This is a genomic window from Pararhodonellum marinum (assembly GCF_015354735.1).
GTDB classification, from domain to species: Bacteria; Bacteroidota; Bacteroidia; order Cytophagales; family Cyclobacteriaceae; genus Pararhodonellum; species Pararhodonellum marinum.
On sequence record NZ_JACEFJ010000001.1, the window covers coordinates 76,056 to 103,025 of the forward strand.

20 protein-coding genes are annotated in these 26,970 nt (G+C 43.1%); 8 read left to right on the forward strand and 12 right to left on the reverse strand.

Annotated elements, in window-relative coordinates:
• Positions 1–429: 429 nt before the first annotated feature.
• From H1A14_RS00345 to H1A14_RS00375, 7 genes are all read right to left on the reverse strand, one after another.
• Positions 430–1,824: a DUF1254 domain-containing protein gene (locus H1A14_RS00345; protein ID WP_194774216.1), complete on the reverse strand. Its 1,395-nt coding sequence runs from the start codon at positions 1,822–1,824 to the stop codon at positions 430–432.
• 90 nt (positions 1,825–1,914) lie between these two features.
• Positions 1,915–3,699, reverse strand: coding sequence for an alkyl sulfatase dimerization domain-containing protein (locus H1A14_RS00350; protein WP_194774217.1), 1,785 nt, complete (start codon positions 3,697–3,699; stop codon positions 1,915–1,917).
• A gap of 342 nt (positions 3,700–4,041) precedes the next feature.
• Positions 4,042–5,208 carry a helix-turn-helix domain-containing protein gene (locus tag H1A14_RS00355; RefSeq protein WP_194774218.1) on the reverse strand — a complete coding sequence of 389 codons (1,167 nt, stop codon included), beginning with the start codon at positions 5,206–5,208 and terminating at the stop codon, positions 4,042–4,044.
• Positions 5,209–5,375: 167 nt separating this feature from the next.
• Positions 5,376–6,161, reverse strand: a complete 786-nt coding sequence (locus H1A14_RS00360) for a DUF2490 domain-containing protein (RefSeq protein ID WP_228527476.1) — start codon at positions 6,159–6,161, stop codon at positions 5,376–5,378.
• A gap of 151 nt (positions 6,162–6,312) precedes the next feature.
• On the reverse strand, positions 6,313–7,560 hold the full coding sequence (locus H1A14_RS00365) for a BamA/TamA family outer membrane protein (RefSeq protein WP_194774219.1): 1,248 nt from the start codon (positions 7,558–7,560) through the stop codon (positions 6,313–6,315).
• A 316-nt stretch (positions 7,561–7,876) separates the two neighbouring features.
• Positions 7,877–9,988, reverse strand: a complete 2,112-nt coding sequence (locus H1A14_RS00370) for an alkyl/aryl-sulfatase (RefSeq protein ID WP_228527477.1) — start codon at positions 9,986–9,988, stop codon at positions 7,877–7,879.
• Positions 9,989–10,108: 120 nt separating this feature from the next.
• Positions 10,109–10,915 (reverse strand): helix-turn-helix domain-containing protein, encoded by an 807-nt coding sequence (locus H1A14_RS00375; RefSeq protein WP_228527478.1) that lies wholly within the window; start codon positions 10,913–10,915, stop codon positions 10,109–10,111.
• Positions 10,916–11,559: 644 nt separating this feature from the next.
• On the opposite strand from H1A14_RS00375, the gene H1A14_RS00380 reads away from it, so the two are divergent.
• On the forward strand, positions 11,560–12,135 hold the full coding sequence (locus H1A14_RS00380; protein ID WP_194774221.1) for a hypothetical protein: 576 nt from the start codon (positions 11,560–11,562) through the stop codon (positions 12,133–12,135).
• 87 nt (positions 12,136–12,222) lie between these two features.
• Here the strand turns inward: H1A14_RS00380 and aceK are convergent, their stop codons facing one another.
• Positions 12,223–13,950: a bifunctional isocitrate dehydrogenase kinase/phosphatase gene (gene aceK / locus H1A14_RS00385; protein WP_194774222.1), complete on the reverse strand. Its 1,728-nt coding sequence runs from the start codon at positions 13,948–13,950 to the stop codon at positions 12,223–12,225.
• A 357-nt stretch (positions 13,951–14,307) separates the two neighbouring features.
• Between aceK and H1A14_RS00390 the strand changes: the two genes are divergently transcribed.
• The 3 genes from H1A14_RS00390 to H1A14_RS00400 all read left to right on the forward strand — a co-directional run bounded on the left by H1A14_RS00390 (position 14,308) and on the right by H1A14_RS00400 (position 16,520).
• On the forward strand, positions 14,308–14,940 hold the full coding sequence (locus tag H1A14_RS00390; protein ID WP_194774223.1) for an NUDIX hydrolase: 633 nt from the start codon (positions 14,308–14,310) through the stop codon (positions 14,938–14,940).
• Positions 14,941–15,024: 84 nt separating this feature from the next.
• Positions 15,025–16,278, forward strand: a complete 1,254-nt coding sequence (locus H1A14_RS00395; protein WP_194774224.1) for a DUF819 family protein — start codon at positions 15,025–15,027, stop codon at positions 16,276–16,278.
• Between the two features lie 5 nt (positions 16,279–16,283).
• Complete coding sequence (locus H1A14_RS00400) at positions 16,284–16,520, forward strand: (2Fe-2S) ferredoxin domain-containing protein (RefSeq protein ID WP_194774225.1); 237 nt, start codon at positions 16,284–16,286, stop codon at positions 16,518–16,520.
• Position 16,521: 1 nt separating this feature from the next.
• On the opposite strand, the gene H1A14_RS00405 is transcribed toward H1A14_RS00400, so the two are convergent.
• Entirely contained in the window at positions 16,522–16,851 is a 330-nt protein-coding gene (locus H1A14_RS00405; RefSeq protein WP_194774226.1) for a YbjQ family protein, read from the reverse strand.
• 144 nt (positions 16,852–16,995) lie between these two features.
• Between H1A14_RS00405 and rfbA the strand changes: the two genes are divergently transcribed.
• The 4 genes from rfbA (at position 16,996) to H1A14_RS00425 (ending at position 23,176) form a co-directional block, all read left to right on the forward strand.
• Entirely contained in the window at positions 16,996–17,856 is an 861-nt protein-coding gene (rfbA, locus tag H1A14_RS00410) for a glucose-1-phosphate thymidylyltransferase RfbA (RefSeq protein ID WP_194774227.1), read from the forward strand.
• 135 nt (positions 17,857–17,991) lie between these two features.
• Positions 17,992–20,421 carry a penicillin acylase family protein gene (locus tag H1A14_RS00415; protein WP_194774228.1) on the forward strand — a complete coding sequence of 810 codons (2,430 nt, stop codon included), beginning with the start codon at positions 17,992–17,994 and terminating at the stop codon, positions 20,419–20,421.
• Positions 20,418–20,789 carry a hypothetical protein gene (locus tag H1A14_RS00420; RefSeq protein WP_194774229.1) on the forward strand — a complete coding sequence of 124 codons (372 nt, stop codon included), beginning with the start codon at positions 20,418–20,420 and terminating at the stop codon, positions 20,787–20,789. Before H1A14_RS00415 ends, H1A14_RS00420 begins: the two co-directional genes overlap by 4 nt.
• A 218-nt stretch (positions 20,790–21,007) precedes the next feature.
• Positions 21,008–23,176 carry a bifunctional alpha,alpha-trehalose-phosphate synthase (UDP-forming)/trehalose-phosphatase gene (locus H1A14_RS00425; RefSeq protein WP_194774230.1) on the forward strand — a complete coding sequence of 723 codons (2,169 nt, stop codon included), beginning with the start codon at positions 21,008–21,010 and terminating at the stop codon, positions 23,174–23,176.
• 39 nt (positions 23,177–23,215) lie between these two features.
• Here the strand turns inward: H1A14_RS00425 and H1A14_RS00430 are convergent, their stop codons facing one another.
• From H1A14_RS00430 to H1A14_RS00440, 3 genes are all read right to left on the reverse strand, one after another.
• Positions 23,216–23,719: a UpxY family transcription antiterminator gene (locus tag H1A14_RS00430; protein WP_194774231.1), complete on the reverse strand. Its 504-nt coding sequence runs from the start codon at positions 23,717–23,719 to the stop codon at positions 23,216–23,218.
• Between the two features lie 124 nt (positions 23,720–23,843).
• Entirely contained in the window at positions 23,844–25,625 is a 1,782-nt protein-coding gene (locus tag H1A14_RS00435) for a glycoside hydrolase family 15 protein (protein WP_194774232.1), read from the reverse strand.
• A gap of 130 nt (positions 25,626–25,755) precedes the next feature.
• Positions 25,756–26,895 carry a bifunctional 3-deoxy-7-phosphoheptulonate synthase/chorismate mutase type II gene (locus H1A14_RS00440; RefSeq protein ID WP_194774233.1) on the reverse strand — a complete coding sequence of 380 codons (1,140 nt, stop codon included), beginning with the start codon at positions 26,893–26,895 and terminating at the stop codon, positions 25,756–25,758.
• Positions 26,896–26,970: the final 75 nt, after the last annotated feature.

The following is a 26,970-nucleotide window of genomic DNA, read 5'->3' on the forward strand; positions in this document are numbered from 1 at the left end:
CTTAGGCTTTATCTAATGTAAAAGCTCCTTTAATTTCTTTTTTGTCAAAGACCATGAAGTACGCAAAGTCATTTCCTGCTTGTTTTTCCCATTCATTTCCAAGGCGACATTTTGCCTCACTGTCGGACCCATCCAAATGTTCTCCTTTCGTCTCAATCAAGATAGTCTTTCCTGATTTGGTTTGAAGTATGAAATCGGGGTAATGATTGGACTTAAATCCATTGATGAAAAAACCTTTTCCACGTTCTAAATTCCTATGCCAAAATACAATGTTTGAAGAGGTACCTATTTCCATTGCTACTCTTTCTCCCCTCTTGGAAATAATTACTCCCCATATACACAAAAATAAGTCTTGAATTATCTCAAAGGACTAATTTGGGATTGGTTAATTCTAAGAATAACAAATTAAAGGATCTCTGAAAAAAGCGATCATCTCACCCGAACCAATGGAGCTTGTTTCCAAGTACCGTCAAGCGCTTCCGGCTTAGGCCAATAAAGTCGGTTAAACAGCAAGAAGGCCCCTTTTGGTGCAGGAAGCCAATTGGGTTCCTTGTCTTTGCCGGGTGATTCATGCTGAATATAAAGCGTTAGACCACCATCTTCATCTATTTTGAATTGCGACAGCATGGTCGAGTTCAATAGGTAGCGATCGATGGGATTGTGAACCAATAGGCTGGCTGGAGAATCGTACATAGTAAGCGACCAGAAAGAGTTAACGGGTGGCATCTGACCCTTCTCAAAACGCAAGTTGTACTGATGGGAGCCGTCCAGATTCTGCCCATCAATGTCCGTGAAGTAAGGCAGATAGATCGCTTCTTCTTTCGAAAGTCCATAGATCCCGATCACCGCTGCACCCATCCGGTAGAGGTAATTGTTCTGGAGATGCTCGCGGGTACCAAGTGCGTCACCGGACGTCATCTCACCTCTGTTGAACCGTTCCCGCAACCCTTGGAAATCAGTCCAGGCATCGGTAATGCCGGCCTCAATCGCCTCCTTTATTTCAGACGATAGTTTCTCTGCATGAAAAGTTTTACCTGTACCAATCCCGATCTTTTCGAATCGTTCCATTAATGCCACTTCCGATGGATGGGTTGGGCAGAACTGTAGGTAAAAGTTCAACATTGAAAAGAAATCGAGAGATGTTCTCTGTGAGTCAGGCGTAAGCGGTTGGGGAAAGTCTATGACCGATGAGGCTTTAGGGGCCGGATTTTTAAGAAATGCTGATAAGGGCTGAGCAATATACTTTTCCTGAATCTTCTTGACGTTTTCGAGGTCGTCCGGATTGAAGAGTTGTGTTCGAAACTGGGCGGAGGCGATTTCGGTCTCGCAACGGATCACCCGTGTAATACCATCAGGTTTTTCGCCTTGCCAGTTTGGTCCGGCGACAAGAAAATTACCTCCATTGTTACCATCCGTACGGCTCCCGGGAATATCGAAATTGTGCGTATAAAGGTCAATCAACTGTAAGCTCCAGTAACGCTCAGGAGCGATGGGCGGTACAGTAAACACGATAGGTTCTGCCCGCAGATCCAAGCCGATCCAAGAATACGGGGTGTCAGAATTAGGTGTCTGGATCGCTCTGTCATCAGGTGTGAATACCCGAGGAATATTGACGAGCGTGTTGTAAGGTCCTTTATAGTTCGCATGGCCTTTATCAACGAAATAGGTGTACTGCACACGCATATTGTCCACAAGCGGGAAGCCGTAAAGATAAGCCTCTTTGGCGATGGCCCGGGCTTCTTCGGGTGTAACTTCAGTTTTCGGACTTTGGCAGCCAATGGCAAAAGCAATAATGCCTAAGCCAAGCAACAATTTATTTTTCATCGTTTCTAATTTTAAATGATTATTGCTTTTTATGAAATCTTGAAATGATCCCTGAGGAATCTATAAATAAATGTTTTTATTAATCGAAGCTTAAAATTGTTCATCCGCATTGGTAGTTGGAATGGTGTAGTTTCTGGATGGATCAAACTTGTCAAAGAAATCCACCACGGTCTTTAAATCTTCCATACTTCCTTTGGTCATTTTAACCCCGCCGCTTTTTGAAGCATCATCCAAAGTGGTAGCGTTGAGATAGAGATCAGCCCATGTTTTGGTATCCACTGTACAGGTTAAATCCGCCGGCCTGTAGTGGTTGGCCGGGTTAGGAACAAATTCCGCTATGCCCCTGCGTACATGCAGGCCTGCAGAGGTGCCGTTAGAGAAATTGAATACCAACATCTTCTCGGTATTTTCTGATTTTTTTGGATCAATCCGCACCCTGTACATGTCCACAAAAAACGTAGGTTTGGCAGCAATAATACCCGGCTTAGGTGGCACTACCCTAGGAATCTGCTCTTCTCCTTCGAGTGCACGCGCTTCACTTAAGAAAAAGGAACGGCCTATTACACTCAAGGAAGTTTGGCCCATAGCCCTGTATACATCGGCCAGTAATTTTCTGGCTTCGGTGTCTTTAGAGTCAATAGTAAACAGGTAATTTCCAAGTTGTGCTGCCCAGGCCAGTTCACGTTTGGCATATGAAGCCTTGGCTGCCTGCAACACTTTTTTTCTTCCTCCCATTAGCGCCACTGTCCTTTGTGCTTCTTCTACAGGAGGCAGTTTGTGCAGGGTAGAGAGGTTTCTGTCAAACCAACCCATTTGGTGGTAAAATACCGCCGGCGTAAACCAAGGGACTTCACCGTAAGCCTGTGCATTGTTGGGAAAAGCTGCCAGGTGTTTGGGCTGATAGACAAAATAGCGTAATTCATCAGGACCCAATCCATGCAAAATTCCTCTGAGCGATTGGTCATACACCAAGGTCACCATGTCCATATAATTTGAAATGGCATCAAAAACTTCTTTGCTACCCTGAACCGTTTTGGCGTGGGTATTCATCATCACTTCTGGTTTCAAATCCCTGATTACCTGAAGACCGTTTCTCCATTCCCTAGGATCTCTGTAGGAAGCGCCTCTGATACTGTATAGGTTAGGGGTTCCCGGCCAATAGAAGTTATTCATGACCGCTTTTTGCTTTGGCAGATAAATGGTCAAGCTATGGTCATCCGACCTGTTTTCTGTAAAAAACTGAAAATCAATACCTCCAATCTTTACTATTTCCCCATTATCGACGATTTTGTTAGCGGGTAAGTAGGCGTTTTCTTTGATGCGGTACCTTTGACCCAGCAGGCCATCAGCGCCTGTATCAGGAAGAAAATTACTGAATTGGATCAACTGCCTTGCTGTCAAAACCGGCCCCAATTCAGGAATCTGTGCAATGGCACCTCCCGACATAAAATTATTTTGAACTGTTTCGTTGAGCCTTTTGTGACCAATAATGATTGCAGTTTTTGGATCATCAACCATCACGCCTGTGCCCATGCAGTAGTGCGAGTGGGTATAAATGGCTGCAATGATGGGTTTTTTACTGATGTTTTCCCTAATAACTTCCCTAAGTTTAATCCCCTCTTCTTTCGAATCGCCGGAATCGATAATGATCAATCCCTCATCCGAATCAATCACTACCACATTGGTAATAGAATACCCGCCAAGAACCCAAATTCCCTTTGAAGCTTTTTCTATAGTAGGTTGCGGATATATCAATTGCAAGGTCTGCGCGAAGCCGGCATCGGCTACAGCGCCATTTGGGGCAGTTATCTGTTTGACTTCCTCACGGCCCATGTACCTGCCGGGGTAATTGAGGTTTGATTGCGCCTTCAGCATAGTTATTAGGCCTGCTGCTATTATCAGTGATAAAAGAATGTGTTTTTTCATTGGTTGTTTTTGGATATAATTTTTATTGTATGCCTGCCATTTTCGACAAGGGGGAAAAAATTTTAAAGAGAAATCTCTCATTAAATAGATAGTTTATATAAGTGACCCAACTCAAAAGTACTTAAGGTCATCGCGGAAGGCTAAATGTACTGGCATGTATTCAATCAAGAATGGCGAAACCTAATTATTTGGTAGTAAAAAAGTTAATGGGTTACTCCAAAAATTATCAACAAATGAAAACCATAAATTGAATTACGGTTGATTCCCAAATAATCCCTTGAAAAACCGATGTCAATGTTTGATGTTTTCTCTGTACTCGGATGGGGAGGTTCCAAGAAATTTTTTGAAAGCATTGGTGAAAGAATTGCGGTTGTTAAAGCCGCATTCACTGGCGATGGCTTCCATTTTGTAATTTGACCATTCTCCATTTTCAAATTTTTTAACGCAAAAAAGCACACGCTTTTGGTTGATATAATCCAAAAATCCCAACCCCTTGAAGGTATTCAAGCATTTTGAAATCTGATAGACGGGAAAATGGATATCCTTAGAAAAATCATTGATAGTGTATCCCGATTTCAAAAATAGCCTATTGTCATCCATGTGTGTTTCTATCGACCGCAAGACTTCCTCTAATTTTTTTTCATCTCCCTCAGATATTGAGGTTTTCTTAAGGGCTTTGGTGAACTTTGATATCCTATTTCCTCCTTCAAAAGGCTTCCCATAAAGCAAAGAAGGGAAAAAGAAAAGAGAAAGACTTGACAGCATCACCCAGCCAACGGAAAACGAATTGACGATGTGGTAGGTAGTCAATTTATCCAACCAAAAAATGGTAAGGTAAAAGGGAAACCACATGAAAAACTGGCAAAACAGAAAAAAAATCATCCAATTTTTCCAAACCTTGTTTTCATGAGTCAAAATTGATTGTTTTCTTACCCATCTGACTAAAATAATAACCTGTGCCACCCAATAAAAACTGAAAAGTACTGTCCGAAATTCCTGGTGAAAACCCGGACCAATAAACCTACCTTGGTTAAATTTTCCCAAGAGGTCCAAATCATTGATCTCCTGAAGGATCAATTCTGTCTTTTGAGCTGAAGAAAGAGATAATGTGTCCCAGTAATCCGCCAGATAAATCAATAGCGGAATCAAATGCAACAAATCATACCACCTCCATAGCCGTTTTTGGGTGTAGAAAACAGTGTATAAATAAGGCATTGGAATAAAAATCAGTACAAAAACATTTCCCAATCTGTATAAAAAAGGCCAATGGACAATCAATTGGGAAACTAGTGAGAAACTCACAAAAATTCCCAGAGATATGCTTAGCTGTCCAAAGCCCAAAGGTTGATTGACAGAATTGGTCCGAAAACCGAAATATAGGATTACCACTGAGGATACAATTCCTACCACCACTGCAGCCAAATGAACAAAAGTGATAAAATCAAAATTGATTTCCATGGAGTTTCAAGAATAGGCAGGTCATTATCACATGACTACTTCATCTAAATTTAGGCTTAATTACCTGAATCCATAAAAATCTACACAAAAAAATATTGAGCAATTTAAAAATGTCTCAACTATTGGTCAGGTATATGTTTGGAATCTGCCTAAGTATCCAATTCGGCTCAATCCACCACCGGAACGTCATAGGCATCATCCTTTTTAATCCTTCTTAAATCCAATTGATGAAAAAGGGTAATTCTGAACGAATGGATGGTCTGAAGCTCACGGAGCAAAGGCTGCTGGAGCAAAATAAATTGGTAAAGGACTGCCATGCTCAGGTTTCCTTTTGGAGAGACCATCACTCCTGCCAAAGTCCTGTTCTGGTCAAAAAGCATATAGCCCACGTTCTCCTTGTTGTGGATAAAAAATTCATTGGCAGCCTGCCACCTTAATGTGGTAGTTCTTTCAGGTCCCCTTCGAATGGGACCGTCCATTTGAAACAGGTAACGATATCTATTGGTAAGAAAAACGGTGATTGCTTCCGAATTGATGTCCGTAAACTGCTCCCGCCATCGATGTTCTATGCGTATCCTATGTACGAAATTATGTTTGGAACTACTATGCGTATACTGGGCCTGCTCGTAAATCCTGTTTTCATGTAGCCATATCCTGAACTTTTCTGACACATAAGTACCAAACCAAGCATACCCTGCGGTAAACCTGAAACCAGAATGGGTGTGGTAAGTCATGCCAACCCTCGCTGCAGACAAAGTGGAATTGAAGGGAACTACCCCATTGCTGCGGTGATTGAGGTCAAAAGCATAACCCCACCTGTCGGAAAGCCTGCCCGTATGGTTATAAGTATACCACCATTGGGGTCGGTTGGATTGGGCCTGGATCTCCAAATTGGACATCAACAAAACAAAAAAAGGGAAAAACAGCCTCCAGTTCATTATGGTATTGTTCAAGTTTTGTAGTTTCATCGCCGCTGCATGATTGTTGATCTGCTTTGACAAAGAAATCCAACAATACGCAATGTACCTTGACCTTGGTCTGTTTTTCACCTTTTCCCCCTTAATCAATCTAATTCTTATCTCAATTTCTAAAGTCTATGACTTGTTAAAAGTATTCATTTAGATTCACAAACAACCCTTGCGCACCATTTGCGCCAAAACCATAATCAAGACCCAAATTAACCCTCTTTTTCTCATTGATCATGAATCTCAAACCTCCGCCATAGCCAAAGACAAAATTACTGAAAGCATTGATGTTTTCAGTTCTGCTGCTTGCGGTAGAGGTATTCAGAAACAATACTCCGCCCCACTTTTCTTTTTCTCTTTGTAAGGGAAACCGCCATTCAGTTTCTGCATACATAAGATCTTCACCCCTGATTCTACCCTGGGTAAAGGGCCTACCTGACCTGGCAAACATATCCCAGCCAATCGCAGGTAAAGCAAGGTAAGGTGAGGTACCACTGGTAACAAACCATCCATAGGTCCAAAATGCCAATACATTACGGGGCCGGGATTTATCAAGATTCACATAAGTACGGTATTCCATCCATAATTGGGAGGCATTGGTGGTACTTCCCAAGAACTCCGGAAATGCCCTTAATGAAATAGCAGCCAATTGCCCTTCATAGGGGTTTACTACGTTATCCCGACTATCAAAGGTGGCGTTGGCAGAAAGACCTGATTGGGAATATTTTTCAGTACTGATTCCTTTCAACTCTTGATATCTGTAATGATGGGTAACTCTCTGGGGAATAGCATCAAGGTCAAGTTGCCTATCATCTATTGCCCAAAAGATATCTAAGTGATACCCTATGCCATAAAACAGGTTCGTCTGCTTGTGACGTTTCTGTACGGTTTGGTAAAACCTGAAATTATTAAAATACATCATCTCCTGCTCTTGAAAGGGCGGATAGGGATTGTCTGAAGGTGTATCATTTCCTCCTACCAAGGTGCTCTTATCCAATATTGAGCCCAAGCCATAAGTGGGTTGCGCATTGAGGTTAAAACGGATGTCAGTCAACAGATTGAATTTATCCTCTTTGGTAAAGGCATTTGCACGAACGGAAGTGAAAAGCTGATTCAAGGTGGTATAGTACAGACCTATCAAGGCAGTAGAGTTTCTTGTATCAGCCTCATTGCCCATGTTCCAATTTAGCCCCGGCAATACGCCAAACAAAACCCCAACCGTTGGGTTGGCAGCTATCACCGGCAAAAAGGCTATATCCACTTTCTTTTCTTTTTTCTCTTTATTGCCGCTTTCTTCCCAGGAATCCATTTCACCTTGGGCTATTAAGCTCAAGGGGGTAAAAAATAAGAAGGCCAAAATCCAAATAACAGTATGTGTCTTTTTCATAATTTTTTTGGATAAACTAAATTTAACTGATCTAATGTAATAGAAGTGGGTACCAAGTTTTCTCTCTACTTACCTGCATTTAGCAAATCATGGCAAGTACTTTTTCAAATAGTAAAGTGACATTGATCCTTCTCCAATAAATGGTAAATCCATTTTCAAATACTTATCTAGACATTCATGGGAAATAACCGAAAACACTTGGTTTCAAGCCATTGCCAAAGTGTTTTTTGGCAATGGCTTTGATTCCATATTTTATCAAGGATCGTGTTCGCATGTGCTTTATAACCTTTGCCTAATCTTGCATGTCAATGCAATTCTATTCCGGTGTATTACGTCTTAAACCTTCAGCCGAATAAGCATCTGTGGCAGGAAAATCCTGAGATCCACGAATACGGGTACCTGGCATAATCGGAAACCGTGGATCAAAGTTGACCATTGCGGAACCTATCTTGGCAAGAATCGAAGGATCGCCTTCGGTCTTTGCAGTTCCGTCCTTGATCATATCCGCCAAAGTCTGAACTCCCATCATTGCCTTCTCTAGGTCTTTTCGATTGATGGTAATCGTAAGGTCCGGATTCGGTAACAGATAACCTTGGATGTTGGTCAGGGTTTCGTTGCTTAATTCAACGGCGAATTTCTCGCCATTGTCCGGAGTGATAAGATTGATACCATACTTCATGCCTTGGGTTTTTCGGCCATCCATCCGGATCGCGAGGAAGTCGAGAAACTGACCTGTGGTCATGACTCGGATCACATCAGGGCTACTGGAGCTTGGAATCGCGGATCCCGGAATGTCATTCCTTAATTCATAGGCAGCAGCAAGGAAGCTGTTGCGAAGACCCGGATTCTCCTGCTGGTAGCCTATCTGCTCAAATGCATCAGCCAAAAGATCTTTTCCTTCCTGATTGTCCGGCTCAGCCTGGACTAGTCGGTTCAGTATCTCGGTGGCATGCTTGTATTTGCCATCGGCGATCAGTTGCTCGCCCTTGTCCAATATTTTCTTGGAACCTCCCATCATTTCAACATACAAGGGAGCGGATTCTTCAGGCGAAAGCGGGATCAGGTTGGTAGGATTACTATCCCAATAACCCAGAAAACGCTGTATAACCCCACGGGCGTTGTTTTCGGCGGAGCCATGATAGTCACGGGTATGCCATGCCGCTTTTTGAAGACTTTGCGGAGGTGCGTAAACGTTGTGGATCTGATTGATGGTCACACCCTGATTGGCATGATGGAGAACCTGATTATTCAGGTGCGCATATGCATCGCGGGTGTCGCGCAATACTTCCCGGATGCGTTCATTGCCCCAGCGAGGCCAGTGATGAGAGGAAAACATTACTTCGGCCTTGTCTCCGAAAAGATATAGCGACTCATTAATGTATTTCGACCACCTTAGGGCATCGCGTACCGGTGCACCGCGTAGCGTGTAGATATTGTGCATTCCATGCTGCACGTTTTCCGCCATCCACAGAGCTTTCAAGTCTGGCATGTAGGTATTCATCTCTGCGGGTGCTTCTGTGTCCGGAGTCAATTGGAAAATCATGCGAACGCCGTCTACCATCACTTCCTCGATAGGCTTCGTGATCAGTTTGGTGGGAGCAATAAGACCAACGGAACCGAGAGACACGCCATGGCCGAGGCCTTGGCTTACAAAGCCATACGGGTTTCGCGGTAATAGCAAGCCGTATTGGTAGAAAAGTCGCCGGTTCATCACGTTACCGGCAAATACAAGCTCAGAAACCAGGTGTTGCATGAAACCATCGGGCGCGATCACCTGAACCTTTCCGGATCGCACGTCCTCATCAGAGACCAATCCCCGCACGCCTCCCCAATGGTCGCCGTGGTTGTGGGAATAGATGACCGTTGAGATCGGCAAACCCTCACCAACATGCTCCTGAAACAGCTTCCAAGCAGCACGTGCTGTCTCTGCGCTAACCAAAACGTCATATGCAATCCATCCTTTTTTTCCACGGATGAAGGTTATCTGTGACAGATCGATGCCCCTCACCTGATAGATGCCCGGAGTGACCTCGTAAAGCCCGTAGTTCTGATTGAGTTTAGCCATGCGGTGCAGGGAGGGATGAATACTGCTGAACTGCTCCTTTTCATCGATAAAGTTGTAAGCATCCATGTCCCAAGCGACATGTCCCTGGGCGGACATGATCTGACGCTCTGTCATCGCTGCGATGAAACCCTTTTTGTTCTCTTCAAAATCACGCGTGTCGGAAAAGGGAAGAGAGTTCCTCGCTTCGTCGAAGATTTTCTTGGTGTACTCGGATGGAGCCTTTCCTTTGGGATCAAAGTGGTCACTGACACTTAAATCATCAACTGAAGATTCGGAATTCTGATTGGTACAACTGATTTGGCTGGCTACTATCACCAAAAAAACTGGAATCATTAAGGTTTTATAAACAGGTTTTATGTCCATAATTTTTTTTATAAATTATTTACTTTTAAATATTCTATAAATGTACTTATGAGACTAAAAGTATTTTCAGTTTAGACACTACTACATGCCAATCTTTCAACAAAATTGGCGAGATAAATTTCAGGCTTTTCTTTTTAAAGACTTGATATACATGGAAGGGGAAACATTTTTGAATTTTTGAAAAGCAAGGGTAAAAGAATTGCGGTTATTGAAGCCTGACAATTCAGCAAGACCCAATAAGGAAAGATGTTCAACCTTTCCCGATGCGATCAAATGACAGGATTCCTCAATCCTTTTTCGGTTGATCAAATCAGAAAAATTAGTCTTGAGATGATGGTTGATATACTGTGTCAACAAATAAACAGGGATGTCTGTATCTACAGCCAGTGCATGAATGGAGTAACCATGTTGGAGAAATTTTTTATCCCGATCCAAAATCTCAACAAGTTTGGATTCAATTTCTTTTGCCTTTTGGTCAGAAGGGTTTTCAATCTTCACTGTTTTATTCTTAATTTTTTGTTTTACAAATTTTTCCTCATCCAAACCATAAAGAATCTTTGGAAAAAAAACAAGGGCAAAACCTGTAATCAGGTTAAGAATGACAATGGTCAAATGAATCAAAAAAAAATTGGACAGAGGATCTATGGCCCAGAAAAATAATAAGAAGGGAAAAAAAACCAATAATTCCAACCCCAGAAAGATCTTAATCCAGACAAACCATTCTTTAGCAAATCCGTCTTTATCGTAATTTTTGTTTTTTGACCTTACCAAGATAACCGAAAGAATCCAATAAAAAGCTAAAATGACCGACCTAAGGGGATTATAGAAATCGGAAGGAAAAAAACGGCTTTGGGTATAACTGGTATACAAGGCTGGATTGGAAATTTCAGATTGAATCAATAGAATTTTTTCCTCATTATCAAGCATATATACCGGCCAAAAATCTACAAAAAAAATAAAAGCAGGCAGTATATGAATAAAATCTTTCCAATTAAATCCCCGATCAGTTAAAACTGTTCGGATATATAGATACATCAAAGGCATAAACAGGAATCCAGCCAAATTTCCAGTCCTATAAAAAAATGGAAATTGAACGAAAGATCCAGAAGTAAGTAACCAGACGATAAAAGAAGTAAAGGTGAGTAATAAAAAATTGATGCCAAGAAGGATGTTGTGCCGATTTGTTTTGAAGCCAAAAAAAATCAATATCAAACCCACCAAAGAACCAATAAACATCGAAAAAAGGAAGAAAAGATTTACTAGGGTAATTTCCATACTAAACCAAATCAAATTGGACAATCCATGTTACCAAATATAACCTAATTTTTTCTGCAACATGGATTCTTGAAATATTATAAAGATCAAAAATAATTGATATGGTAGTAAAAATAGGAATTGAATCAAACCTGTTCTTCTGTTTTTCAATAGTTTGCCAAAATTCTGCAGCTCTTTGCAACAACTTTGACTTTTCTATTAAGTTAACGGAATATTAAATTAATTTTGCTCGCCTCAAATTAGAGAACAGGTTATCTGGGGCAATCATATACGGTCTTCTATTTTCAAATTTAATCATGGATTGGAAAAAAGTGATAATCAAGCGGGTATTAAAAGGGATTCTTTTATTCATGGCACCCATCATTCTTTTGATTTTCGTATTTGAAAAAGCAATCCATATTGTTCAAAAAGCAATTTTGCCAATTAAGGAGAGCTTTCCAGATGAAAGAATAATGGGTATTGGAGTTCTTACTTTGATTAGCCTGCTTTCTATCCTATTGATTTGTTATTTTTTTGGATATTTGGCCGAAAGAAAAATGGTGAAGCTATTTTTGAATGCCCTTGATGAGGGGTTTTCGTTAATCATACCAGGATATACCATGATGAAATCCCGCGCCAATGAAGCTTTTGGAGTAGAAGAAAAACATTGGAATGCAGTTTTGATGGGGGAAGATGGGGATTGGAAAATTGGAATTGAAATTAAGAAAGGAGCCGATGGATTGAGTATGGTTTTTTTTCCTGAGCCTCCAGATGCTAAGGCAGGTGAGCTTAAATTAATACATCAATCCAAGTTAAAGCCATTGGACGTGCCAGTTAGTAAAATCATTAGTGTCATTAGGAAATATGGAAAAGGTATGGATGAATTGGTCTGATTTGTCTTGCGCCTTGAAGTCTTTAATTCTTGGATGTAGGGATTAGGAATTAGTAAATCACTTTGAAGTACTATAATTCCACCTTTGTCAGGTTGCTTCCCCTTTTCTAAACCGCATGTTTTCTGGATATGGAAAAGCGTGGATCAACTCTCCCTTTTTGATTTTATCCTGAATGCTCCGCCAATGTGCGGCATCAAAGAGGTTTTGGTGCACCTCGAAAAAGTATTCTTTCACATCCTGTCTGCCAATCATAAAGCGTTTGAAGTCCTCCGGAAAAACATCATTTTTGGCAATGTCGTACCAGGGTTCGGCCGCATAGATTTGTTCATAGGAGCTTGGTTTTGGCTTTTCCCGGAAATTCATGTCGGTAAGAAATTCAATTTCATCATAGTCATAGAAAACCACCCTTTTCTGTCGGGTGACCCCGAAATTTTTGGTCATCATATCTCCGGGAAAGATATTGGCCTGAGCCAGTTGAAGGATGGCATTACCATATTCCTCTACAGCAATCTTGGCATCTTCCAGATTACACATCGAAAGGAAGATATTCAGCGGAATCATCCGGCGCTCGGTGTACAAGTGCTCGATGATCAACATTCCATCCTGGATCTTCAATAGGGAGTTGGTGGTTCTTCTCAATTCATCCATAAGTTCAGGATGGATGCGATCCAAAGGAAGTTGGAAATTTTCGAACTCATGGGTATCTGCCATCCTGCCCACCCGGTCATGCAGGGATACCAACTTGTATTTTTCCCTCACCTCCTGTCGGGTCATGTTTTTGGGCGGATCAAAATGGTCTTTGATCAGTTTAAAAACGATGTTGTAAGAAGGCAATGTAAAAACCGTCATGACCATCCCCATGATTCCTTCTGCCACTACAAACTGATCCTCACTGCTGTCCAGGTGGTTGAGAAATTCCCGGTAAAATTCCGTTTTGCCATGTTTGTTGAAACCAATGGCATTGTAGAGTTCGTGGATCTGTTTGTGACGGATCACAGAATTGAGAAAAGCCACGATCTGAGAAGGTATGGCTGTTTCTACCATAAAGTAGGATCTGGTAAAGCTAAAGATCCCGCTCATGAGGTTAGGGTCAAAAATTAGGGTATCGGCAAATACGCCCTTTGGACCATTCATAAAGGGAATGATAAAGGGCATCCATTTCCCCCTCAGGTAGGTTCTTCCGATCAGATAAGCGGCTTTGTTCCTGTAAAAAACATTTTTTAGGACTTGGGTGGTGGTATCTTGGTCTGTTTGATACCTACTCAGGACCACTTCCTGAACTCCCCTGACCAGGTATTCAATGTCTTTTTCACGGTCCATGTAAGGAACACCGAAGTCAAAATCTGTCAAAATTTGACGCATGATGCGGTGAAGTCCCCAATCCGGGGGATACTCCCGGTAAAGGTCCTTTTCAGGATAAAGCTCGCAGGCAGTAAACCCTTCATGAATGTACATCTGCGCATCGCTGTATTGTACGTTTGGATTTACTTTCCTGATCACTGAGTTGAAAAAGGTTTCCGCAAGCTCTTTGTCTTTCCTTTCAGAAATGGTTGCGGTATAAATTTCTTTGATTTCATGCCATAAAATTCCATCCCCGACTTTTTCATCCAATAGTTGTTCCACCAGTACTTTGGTTGCTTTTATCTGATCTTTGTAAAGCCTTAATCTTTGCCGGTGATTCATCTGCATTCCCTTCCAATCCCTTTCCCTAAAAAATTTTGGTGCTAAAAGGGTCAGCATGTTGAAGGAGGACATGTAGGTCTGAAATCCGGAAGCTAGGGTATGGACGGTTTTGGAAATAAGGTCGGGTTGCATAGGAGGAATTTGTCGAAGGTAAAAAAAAGGATCATGGACAACAAAAAGCTGGCATCAAAAGGAAAAGTTTTCAAAAAAAATCAGCTGTTAAAAACACCAAAAACTAAGGTTTGATTAGCTTAAACCAAAGTTTTAAAAGTAGATAAGATTTGGAAACCGAAATTTCATATTTATTTTCCGCAAACGTTTGTTTGCAGTTTAGAAAATATTTTTTACCTTTCCGACGTGGATTTCGATTCAAAGAAATTTGCATCAATAGGTTTAATAGGTTTGATAAATAGAGCAGAAAAGGTTCGCACATTGTGCGAACCTTTTCTCTTATATATGCATTGATTTCATTAACATTATTTTGGTTCTATGCACCTTGACGAAATCATTGCAAAGCTTCGCATAAAACTCTCCCAGCCGCTACCGGGTAGGGAGGGTCAGATCCTGATGGCACCAAGGCCTGTTGATGAATCCAGGTTTTCTTTTCAGGAGGGAGGGTTGGCGCGCAAGGGAGCTGTATTGCTTTTGCTTTATCCCTACGAGCATGGGGTGGCAGTACCTTTTATCAAAAGGCCCGCCTATGATGGGGTTCATGGAGGTCAGATTTCCCTTCCAGGTGGAAAATGGGAGAAAACCGACGAATCACTTTCCCACACTGCCCTCCGTGAGGCAGAGGAAGAAATAGGCATAGATGCCAGAAAAGTGGAAATCATCGGTACACTTTCCAATTTATTCATTCCACCCAGCAATTTCTCGGTTTTTCCTTACATCGGGATCATGAGAGAAACTCCGGTTTTCCGACCGGATCCCTTGGAGGTAGACCGGATCATCCATTGTGATTTTAATGATTTGATGAATCCAGGAATCCGAAAATCCACCAAACTTAAAGTAAGAGGTAAGTACGAACTGCAAGCGCCATATTTTGACATTGAGCAAGAAGTGGTATGGGGGGCCACAGCCATGATCCTGAGCGAATTGATGGTCTTATGGGACAAAAGCTGAGTGCAAAGGCCTTTTCCGGACAGCATAGGATTTGTGGATTTGTCGCTTTTGTGGTATTTATGCAATTCATAAACCCAACTGTTCATGGAAGAAAACATTCCCCTGATCACCAATGATGCGGTAGTTTTTGGTATTCTGATGGCCATTTTGGCCCTTGTTTTCGGTACTGCTGCCAGTCAAAATCCCTACTTCAAAAAATTTTACAGGGTCATTCCTTCCATTTTGCTTTGTTATTTTATTCCAGCACTGCTGAATTCCTTCGGCTTGATTTCCGGAGAATATTCCGGTCTGTACTTTATGGCCTCCCGGTACCTTTTGCCTACCTCTCTGGTATTGCTGACCTTGGGCATTGATTTCAAAGGAATCCTTAAACTCGGTCCCAAAGCCCTGATCATGTTTTTAGCAGGGACTGTCGGCATTGTTTTGGGAGGGCCTTTGGCTTTGTTGATTGTTTCGTTTTTCTTTCCGGATCTTTTGTCCGGGACAGGTCCGGACGAAGTGTGGAGGGGCCTGTCGACCATTGCGGGTAGTTGGATAGGAGGGGGTGCCAACCAAACCGCCATGTTTGAGCTGTTCAATCCCAGTGGGGGGCTCTTCAGTCAGATGATCGCCGTGGATGTGATTGTCGCCAATGTGTGGATGGCGGTCCTGCTTTATTGGGCGGTCAATCCGGATAGAATTGATAAAATCTTCAAGGCAGATAGTTCGGCCATCCTTGAATTGCAGGAAAAGGTAGAAAAATACAGGGCAGGGATCATGAAGATTCCAAGTACAGCGGACACCTTCAAAATTCTTGGAATTGGATTTGCAGTGACAGGCTTTTCCCATTTGGTGGCTGACACGGTGGCTCCCTATGTGGCGGAGAATTTTCCTGGTTTGAAACAATATTCTCTGGACAATGCGTTCTTTTGGATTGTGGTAGTGGCCACCACTGTTGGCCTGTTTTTGTCCTTTACCCGGGCAAGAAAGCTGGAAGGGGTAGGGGCTTCCCGGCTGGGCAGTGTTTTCCTGTATGTTCTGGTAGCCACCATCGGGATGCAGATGGACCTGATGGCGATTTTTGACAATCCCGTCTTATTCTTGGTCGGGATCGTCTGGATGATCATGCACATCGGCATCATGCTGGTGGTCGCCTTCCTGATCAAAGCCCCATTCTTCTATGTGGCGGTGGGCTCGCAGGCCAATGTGGGCGGGGCGGCTTCAGCTCCTATCGTAGCAGCGGCATTCAATCCCTCACTCGCTCCTGTAGGTGTATTGTTGGCCGTGCTCGGGTATGCGGTAGGTACCTATGGTGCTTACCTTTGTGGGTTGCTTTTACAGTTTGTGTTTCACTTATAATTCCCATGGCTGACCATAGAAAATTCATCTTTGTCTGCACAGGTTCGGATTGTAAAAAATCCGGCTGTAAAGAGTTGACCAAAGAGCTGAAGCGCTTGATCAACAATGAAGAAAACAAGGGGCAATACAAAATAGTAAAAACCAAGTGCATGGATTTTTGCAAAACCGGTCCAGTAGTCGTCATGGACCAAAAAATCCTTAAAAAAGCCAAGAAGGAACAGCTGCCCAGGTTTCTTAAATGACCTAAGCTAGACTTGATTTTGCGATCATAACTGCCGTGCCACTGGCTGTGACCATTAGCATGCCATCCCGAATGGTTTCATAATCCAAATCAATCCCGACTACTGCATTACCGCCAAAAGCCCTGGCCTGATGTTCCATTTCGGCCAAGGCAGTCGCTTTGGCTTCTTTGAGTACTTTTTCATAGGCAGATGACCTACCTCCTACGATATCCGTGATGCTGGCAAAAAAATCCTTAAAAATATTGGCACCAATGATGGTTTCGCCAGTAACGATGCCATAATATCCGGTGATGGTATAACCCTCGATGGAAGGTGTAGTAGTCAGAATCATATTATTTAATTTAGGATTAAATTTAAATCAAGAGGGTGGATTAGTCAACGCTAAGCGCTTAATTCTTTTTTTTAACCCATCTAAAGCCTTCATTCTTGGGTATTTATTTTTAAATTCGCCTTTTCAATCAGTTTTTAAATATCTATGAAAGGAATCATATTGGCCGGGGGTTCCGGCACGCGTCTTTATCCTTTGACCATTGCGGTAAGCAAGCAGCTCATGCCGGTCTATGACAAGCCCATGATCTATTATCCCTTGTCGGTCCTGATGATGGCCGGTATCCGCGAAATTTTGATCATTACCACGCCGGAGGACCAATCTGCTTTCCAGAAATTGCTGGGAGACGGATCTCAGGTGGGCTGTACTTTTTCCTACGAAGTCCAAGAAAGGCCGGAGGGTTTGGCCCAGGCATTTATCATCGGGGAGCAATTTATCGGTTCGGACAAAGTGGCCCTGATCCTTGGAGACAACATTTTCTATGGAAGTGGCCTCAGTGACACCCTCAAGCAGCATATCAATCCGGAAGGCGGGGTGGTGTTTGCCTACCATGTCAATGACCCCCAACGGTATGGGGTGGTGGAATTTGATCAAAACATGCAGGTCCTCAGCATTGAAGAAAAACCCGAATCGCCCAAGTCAAACTTTGCGGTACCGGGACTTTATTTTTATGACAATCAGGTGGTAGAGATTGCCAAAAATATCAAGCCCAGCCCAAGAGGTGAACTGGAAATTACCGACATCAATAATGAATACCTCAAGCAAAAGGCCCTTCAGGTAGCCATTCTGAACAGAGGTACGGCCTGGCTAGACACGGGTACCCACAAGTCGCTCAATCAGGCAGCGGTGTTTGTAGAAGTCATTGAAGAAAGACAGGGTCTGAAAATCGGCTGTATTGAAGAAATTGCCTTTAGGAGTGGCTTCATTGACAAAACACAATTGTTGGATCAGGCCCAAAAACTCGGGAAGAGTGGATATGGGGAATATCTGAAAAATCTTGTGCACTGAGTCTTTTGGAGAGGATTTTACGGATAATCCAACGTATCAGGAAATTATACCAAAGATTTCCTTGAATATTTAAGTAATTGCCTTAAATTATCACCAAAATCATCCAAACCATCATTTTCGATTCAACCTCCCTTAATGCGTTACTTAGGTTTTCTATTTGCTTTAATTTTTACCCTGGGCTTGGCCATCGCCCTTTCTATTAATCTGGGGCAAGCTCCTCCTTTGGGAAAGCTTTTTGATCCATTCCATGGTTTTTGGCAGAATGCCTACAGTGAGGATGCGCTGGCCAAAGAGGAAATCCATCTGGAAAACCTGTTACAGCCTGTTGAGGTGGTCTATGACGAAAATCTGATTCCCCACATTTATGCACAGAATGAATTGGACCTGTTCAGGGCCCAGGGGTATGTGGTTGCCCAGCACCGGTTGTGGCAGATGGAGTTCCAAACCCTCGCTGCGGCAGGCAGGGTATCTGAAATTGTAGGCAGCCAGGCCATTGAGTATGACCGCATGCAGCGCAGAAAGGGGTTGGGATATGGGGCAGAAATGGGTGAGCAGTTTATCCGGATCAATGATCCAGAAACCTATGCGCTTGTTGAGGCATTTGCTGACGGGATCAACCAGTATATTGATCAACTGAACCTAGCCAGACTTCCCGTAGAGTACAAGATATTAAATTACCGTCCAGAATACTGGAATCCTTACAAGACCTCCCTGCTGCTGATGTACATGGCTGATATGTTGGTGGACAACAAAGACCTGGAATACACCAACCTGGTTCAGATGCTGGGACCTGAGCTGATGAACAAGCTCTTCCCCGATTTTCCCCTAGATAATGACCCTGTCATAGAGCCAACCAAAAAATGGGACTTTAAACCCATCAAGACCAATAAACCGGCTAATTTGGTCTACCCTGATTCCAGCATTCTGTTTGATCCGCTTCCTGCCAAAGAACCCGGGATCGGATCCAATAACTGGGCTGTGGCCGGAAAGAAAACCAGAAGGGGCTACCCCATATTGGCCAACGACCCGCACCTGGGTTTGAACATGCCTTCCCTATGGTATGCCATGCAGCTGAGTACCCCGGAGTTTCATGTCAAGGGGGTTTGTCTACCCGGTGCCTTGGGTATCATCAGTGGTTTCAATGAAGACATTGCCTGGGGGGTGACCAATGCCACCCGGGATGTACAAGACTGGTACGCCATCACTTTCAGAGACTTTCAAAGGACTGAGTACCTGTACAATGACCAATGGATCCAGAGTACCATCCGCATAGAGGAGATCAAAGTAAAAAATGAGGCTTCTTTTATTGACAGCGTCATTTATACCCATCACGGACCTGTAGTCTTCGATAAAAACTTCAGGAGCAACAACCAGAAACTGAATTTTGCCCTGAAATGGACCGGGCACTTGGGCTCCAATGAACAGGCTACTTTTTTGGGTTTGAATAAGGCGAAAAACCACGATGATTATTTGGAAGCCATCCATCATTTCACTGCTCCGGCACAGAATTTCGTATTTGCCAGCAAGTCGGGAGACATCGCCATCAAAGTACAGGGGATGTTTCCGCTGAAATGGAAGGAGCAGGGGAAGTACCTGATGGACGGAAATAATCCCATTTTCGAATGGGCTGGTTTTATTCCCAATGAACAAAACCCGGCAACCCTCAATCCTGCCAGGGGCTTTGTGAGTTCGGCCAACCAGCATTCCGTTGATCCATCCTACCCCTATTATGTTTTTGACAACAGTTTCGAGCATTTCAGAAACCGCAGACTCAACAATCGCCTGAAGGAAATGAATGACATTACGGTAGATGACATGAAAGCCCTGCAGTTTGACAATTATTACCTGCTGGCATCTGAGGCCTTAAATCCCATGATGGAATTGTTGCTGTTGGATTCAGCGCTTTTAACTTCACCGGAGCATAAAAATTTAATCGAGAAGCTCCAAAAATGGAATTTCCATACCCACCCCAATCAGGAAGCGCCTACCTTGTTCTATGTGTGGTGGAACAATTTCAAAAAGGCGGCGTGGGGCAAGTGGGAATCAGAAGGTAAACCGGTGGTATTTCCAAATGACTACCAAATCATTCAGTTGTTGAAAAATGAACCGGAACATCCGGTTTGGAATGACCCGTCTACAGCTGAATTGGAAACTGCAGGTGATTTGTTGAGAAATTCTTTTCTTGAAATGGTGACATTTATCCGGGATTGGGAGGGCAAAGAAGAAAACTATCAATGGGCCAATTACAAAAAGACCAGCATCCAGCATTTGGTCCCCAATTTTGAATCTTTCAGTTACAAAAACATTTCCACAGGAGGAGGCAGGGGCATTCTCAATGCCACGAGTGAGCGAAATGGAGCAAGTTGGAGGATGGTCGTGGAATTGGGCAATAAGGTTACTGCCTTTGGGATTTACCCAGGTGGACAATCCGGGAATCCCGGCAGCAGATTTTATGGCAATATGATACGTAAATGGGCCAACGGGGAGTACCTGAATTTCAACTTGAGAAAGCCAGGTGAGGAAGAGGGTATGCTATTTAAAACTACTTTAATTCCAGAACTATGAAATCTACTTCATTATTTATATTTAGTTTGGTAGCAGCGCTCTTTTTGGGACCAATTTTCCCTTTCTGGGGCTTGATGTTGGTTTTGACCGTATTGGCAGCTATCATTGGGGGACGGGCTTGGCTTGCTTTTTTTGCAGCCGGGAGTGCGGTAGGTTTGGTTTGGTTATTGGTTCCGTTGTGGATTTCTGTCCGTTCAGGATCTGATCTTCCAGAAAAAATGGGCAGCATTATAGGAATAGAAAACAGCATTTATCTCATGTTGTTGACAGCCCTGATCGGGGTTTTAATCGGAGGTTTCAGTGCTTTAACTGGCAATCTGTTCCGCAAATTGTTCCAAACCAAACCAGTTGGTTATTATAAGGTTTGATTTTTACCTAAGCAAGAAAACCATGGATTTATTTTCAGGCCATCAGGATCTTTGAAGAAAACTTCCCCTTCCCGGTTTCTTTAATGCCCATATTGTTTCTCAGCACCTATTTTTTTCCTATCTTTAATTATTGCAGGTTTTGCAATTCCTTTCTGTGATATGTCCCTATCATCCGCTCTTTAACCTCTTTTACAAAACAATCATTAATCCTTCGAAAAATGGCTAAAACTATTATTGTTTCCAACAGGCTACCTGTGAGCTTGAGGCATAAAAACAACAAGTTTGAATTCAAACCCAGTGCAGGAGGCTTGGCTACAGGCTTGGGCTCCATTTACAAAGAAGGGGAAAACATCTGGATAGGGTGGCCTGGCAATGATGTGGAAGACCCTGAGCAGAGGGCAGAGATCATTCTTGAACTGCATGAGCTTAAAATGGCTCCTGTTTTCCTGAATAAAAAAGACATAGAAGAATTTTATGAAGGATTCAGCAACGAGACGCTTTGGCCGGCTTTCCACTATTTCACACAGTACATCAATTATGATGAAAATCACTGGAATGCTTATGTAAGGGTAAATGAAAAATTCTGTGAGGCCATCTTAAAAAAAGCCAATCCGGACGATACCATTTGGGTGCATGATTATCAGTTGTTGCTTTTGCCTCAGATGTTAAGGGAGAAACTGCCACAGGCGACCATTGCGTTTTTCCAACACATTCCCTTTCCTTCCTATGAAATCATCCGGATGCTTCCCTGGAGAAAAGAAATCCTGGAAGGCATGTGCGGTTCTGACTTGCTAGGATTCCATACTTACGATGACATGCGGCACTTTTTGAGTGCGGTGGGAAGGTTGTTGGGTCTATCCAGCGAAAGTGGCTATATCCAGGCTGATAACAGAATCATCAATGTGGACTCCTTTCCGATGGGGATCGACTATGACAAATTTGCCAAAGCAGCCAAAAGCAAGAAGACACAAAATTTGGTGAAAAAATACCGGGATACCCTCGGCAAACAAAAACTTTTGCTGACCATTGACCGCCTGGATTATTCCAAGGGAATACCACAAAGGATCACTGCTTTTGACACCCTATTGAAGCAACATCCCGAGTTTCACGGAAAAGTATCCATGATCATGGTCGTAGTGCCTTCCCGAGCCAAAGTGAAGTCATACATAGAACTGAAAGAAGAAATAGACACCTTGGTCGGCCGGATCAACAGCAATTATTCCACCTTAAATTGGGTACCTGTCCATTACTTTTACCGCAGCTTTCCATTTGAGGAACTCTCAGCATTTTATAACCTTTCTGACATCGCCCTGGTCACTCCACTTAGAGATGGGATGAACCTGGTCTGCAAAGAGTTTGTGGCAAGTAAAACCGACCAAAAGGGAGTTTTGATTCTTTCCGAAATGGCTGGGGCCAGTAAGGAACTTCAAGAGGCCATTCTAGTCAATCCCAATGACATGTCAGGGGTAGCCAACGCCATCAAAGAAGCCCTTTCCATGAAAGAAAAGGAACAGGTGCAGCGGATGACAAGCATGCAGGAGAGCCTCAAACGGTATGATATCTTCCAATGGGTGAAAGTTTTCATGGACAGACTTTCGCATGTAAAACAAAAGCAATCTGAGCTCATGTCCAAAGAAGTGGATGCCGAGGTCATGGCCGAACTTCACCGGGTTTTCCTGGAAGCCAAAAGACCCATTATTTTCTTGGATTATGACGGTACCTTGGTGGGCTTCAAATCCCGGCCCGAAGATGCCTATCCGGATGAAGAACTCAAAACTATCGTAGAAGGCTTGAGTGAAAAGGCTCAAGTAGTGATCATCAGCGGTAGGGATAAAGAAACCCTGGGCCGATGGTTCAAAGGACAAAAAGTGGACATGATTGCAGAGCATGGCGTATGGCTGAAAACCAGAAATGACAAAACCTGGCAGGCCTATGCAGAGGTAGACAATGATTGGAAACCAGATATTCAGCAGGTGATGGAATACTACGTCATGCGTACCCCTGGGGCGTTTATTGAAGAAAAACACCATTCTTTGGTTTGGCATTACCGGAAAGTGGAAAGTGGTCTGGGTGACCTCAGGATGAGGGAACTCTTTTCTCACCTCAAGTACATGGCCCGTGGCCATAATCTTCAGGTTTTGGAAGGCAATATGGTTTTGGAAATCAAAAGACCTGACATCAATAAGGGAAGGGCGGCCTCTGCCTTTATGAAAGATGAGGAATTTGATTTTATACTGGCCATTGGAGATGATTGGACGGATGAGGATACATTTAAAGCCATGCCGAAAAAGGCATTCACCATCAGAGTAGGTTACAGCTATACGCAAGCCAACTACAACATCAAATCACCTAAGGAAGTAAGGTACTTATTGAAAAAATTGATTTAAAATAAGCAATAAGGCGGAAGGACCGAAAATGATTTAATTTTAAGAGAGTACTTCAAGGAATTTTCTTGGTACATTGACCAGTACGGTCTGATGGATGCTGGGGATCCGGATGACAAAATAATCCTGATTTCCCTTTTTGATGCATTCACCATCGAAGCCTTGTAACGGACCTCCTATGATATGGACTTGTTCGCCAGGTTCTATCTGAGTGGATGACACTTCCACCGACACACCGGTTTCGACAACTCTTTTGATGGCATCGATTTCTTCTTCCCTGACTGTAGCGTGATCACCTGAGAAGTTTACAAACTTCACTGCGCCCTGAACCTGCAAGGATTCCCAAAGCCGGTCCTTGCTGGTATTGACAAACAAATAGCCATTGAATAGGGGTCTTTTGACCTTCTTTTTGCGGTCGCTCCACTGCCGGAGCTCTTCAATCATAGGCAGGTAGACACTTACCCCTTTTTCGGATAGCCTGTCAGCCACCCGTTTTTCCGCTCTCGGGGCTGTATACATCACAAACCAATTGGTTTTTATGCTCATCAAAGTATGTGTAAGTTTTGTAAAAATATAAACATTGAAAATCATTTTCAATGTTTACTTACTATTGTTCAGGTCAAAGCGGTTGTTTGCTCTTTTTGATGTAAGAAAACCTCAGTTTTTTAGACTAAAGGAAGTTCGGCATGTCAAGTTTTTTACCAATTCTGAAGGCGGCGTTCATTAACCCAACATGGCTGTATGCTTGAGGGAAATTGCCCCATTGACTCCCGGTTTTCTGGTCCACATCCTCTGAAAACAACTTGAGGTGGTTACAATACTTAATCAAGGTTTCAAACCCCTCTACAGCCTCATCAATTCGGTTGACACAGGCCAAGGCTTCAATGTACCAGAAAGCACAAATCAAAAAGGTGGTTTCGGGAATCCCAAAATCATCCATGTGCTTGTATCTGTAGAAAAGATAATCCCTAGCCAAAAGGTCTTTCTCCAACATCTTGAGGTGATTGTTGGCCCTCTCTATGTCTCGGCCAAAGTAGCCCATCGTGATCAGTTGCAGTGTTGAGGCGTCCATATTTCGGGTACCAATGGCTTGGGAGTAAGCCTTCATGTCAGGAATGTAACAGGACTCGATTTTTTTAATGGCTTCATCCCTTAAAAACACGGCCTTTTCTTTCATTGCTTCATCCTGTAAACGATCTGAAATTTTAATCGCTGCGCAGGACCCTGCCCAATGGAATAAGAAAGTATAACAGTGTTCCTGTTGTAAGTTCCGGAATTCCCATAGACCAGCATCTTTTTCATGCATGGTCTCCTCAATTTTGGCCAGCAAGTTGTGAATCAAAGGGGCTGAATGGCTTTTTTCTGATTCAATAAACCGCTTATCTGCATAAAGGGGCAACAAACTTACCAACACCTGACCGTAGAGGTCATTCTGAATGTGGGTGTAGGCTTGGTTTCCAAATCTGACCGGTTTATTGCCTTGGTAGCCTGCCAAATCTGCGATCTCCTCGGTCAGGAGAGAAGCTCCTGTGATAGAATACAAAGGCTGATAGCGGCCATTTACCACGGTGGCCAGGTTTTGGATGTATTCGAAATACTTTTCCAATTCCTCAAAGTGCCCAATGTGATTGAAGGCATTCAAAGTATAATAGCTATCCCTGATCCAACAATACCGGTAATCCCAGTTTCTGGTCGAACCTGGAGATTCAGGTAAACTTGTGGTGGATGCGGCTATGATGGCACCCGTGTCCTCGTATTGGTGGATTTTGAGAACCAAGGCGGAACGGACCACAAAGGCCTGATGGAAATTGATGATGCTGGTGGACTTGACCCATTCCCGCCAATATTGGGTGGTGGATTGTAAAAATCTTTCGGAAGTACTTTCTACAGGGGCCTCGAGTGGTCTTCCATAGGTAAATACCAAATAGATCGGCCGCTGAAGCATAAAGGCTTTTTCTTCTTGGATATAATTGATAGAAGCGTTAGTGGTCAGTCTGACTTCCTGGTCTATACCCATGTACCTGATGTGGTTGCTGCCAAAACTGGGCCTCAATTTTATTTCACCCCTTTCTGCTACAGGTTGGCATGTGATTTTGATTTTTGGTGACCCGCTCAGTCTTTCTACCTTTCGGATCAGCATCAGAGGCTTGTAATAGCGGTCAAAATTGGAGAACCGGGGTGCAAAATCAGTCACCTCGTAAGCATTTTGACCATAAGTAATTTTGGTTTTCAGGATATTCGTATTTTCTAGGTACTCCTGTTCAGACTCATAGGTTTCTTGGTCCGGCAATACAGTGAATACCCCACCCTTTTCCCGGTCTAACATGCCACCGAAAATAAAGTCGCTGTCAAAACGCGGTAGGCAAAGCCAGCTGATGTTGGTGGATTTTTCAATGTGTGCAATATAGGCACAGTTGCCGATTAGGCCACTTTGGTACAGGTGTTTGCTCATGCATCAATTAAATTTGAATTTGGAAAAAGTATAGTGCAGCTATCAGGGTCAACCTGCAAGGTAAGAAAATTTTATTTAGGGGGAAAAATTCACCTACTATGTTTAGGAAGGTTTAAATGAAATCGTGGGATTAATTTTTTGGTTTAGGGGAAACGAATTGTAAGGTTGGCGGATACACGGACACTTTTTCTTTTACCGAAGCTTCCATTACTTCCGTCTGTTTTTTGATAGAGGCAGTATGGACCAATTTGTAGAGTTCTTTGGCAAACTCCGGATCAAGTCCCATGGATTTGGCCCAATTAGGCCGGGTTTTAAAGACATTTTTCCAGCGTTCTATTTGAAAGATGGCCACATTGTTGATTTTTTTGTACAAACCTGCTTTTTCCACCAAACTCATTCTCCTCCCCATTACCTCCAATAATTCTCTGTCTACGGCATCAATTTGTTCTCGGATTTCTTCCAAATGGGAAAGCGCCACAGGATCATCAATACTTACCTTTCTGGTTTTCAGTTGGCTGAGCAGTTCTTTTAGCTTTGCAGGGGTCAACTGTTGTTCTGCATCGGACCATGCAAGATCAGGATTTATATGTGATTCTATGATTAATCCATCATAATTCAAGTCTAAGGCAGTTTGCGAGATGGAAGGGATTAGTGACCTGACCCCACAGATGTGGCTAGGATCATTGAGCAATGGAAGGTCAGGAAAAAGAGATTTTAATTCGATGGGGATTTGCCATAGGGGTGAATTCCTAAATTTTTGGTCATGGAAATTTGAAAACCCTCTATGTATGGCTCCGATTCTTTTTATTCCTGCTTGCTCAATCCGCTCAAGTGCTCCGATCCACAGGGATAGGTCAGGGCTGACGGGGTTTTTCACCCATACCGGTATGTCAACTCCTTTCAAGGCATCTGCAATATCCTGCACCGTAAATGGATTGGCAGTAGATCTTGCGCCTATCCATAACATATCGATTCCATGTTGAAGCGCAGTTTCTACGTGCTGCGGAGCAGCCACCTCGATGGCAAATTTGACGCCATACTTCTCTTTGGCGTTTTTGATCCATGGGAAGGCCAATGCCCCAACCCCTTCAAAACTGTTAGGGCGGGTTCTAGGTTTCCAGACTCCCCCACGTATGATTTTTATGCCTGCTGCCACTAGGCCTGCAACGGTTTGATCCAGTTGTTCTGGGGTTTCGATGCTGCATGGACCTGAAATGATTAAAGGTGATTCCGTTTCAAGGTTCCAGGATTTTAAAGGTAGATATTTCAATGGTTTAGCTGTTTTGGATCTAGAACAAAAAAATGCCACCTTGGGTTTGGCAGTTTAAAGAGAATGATGATTGAT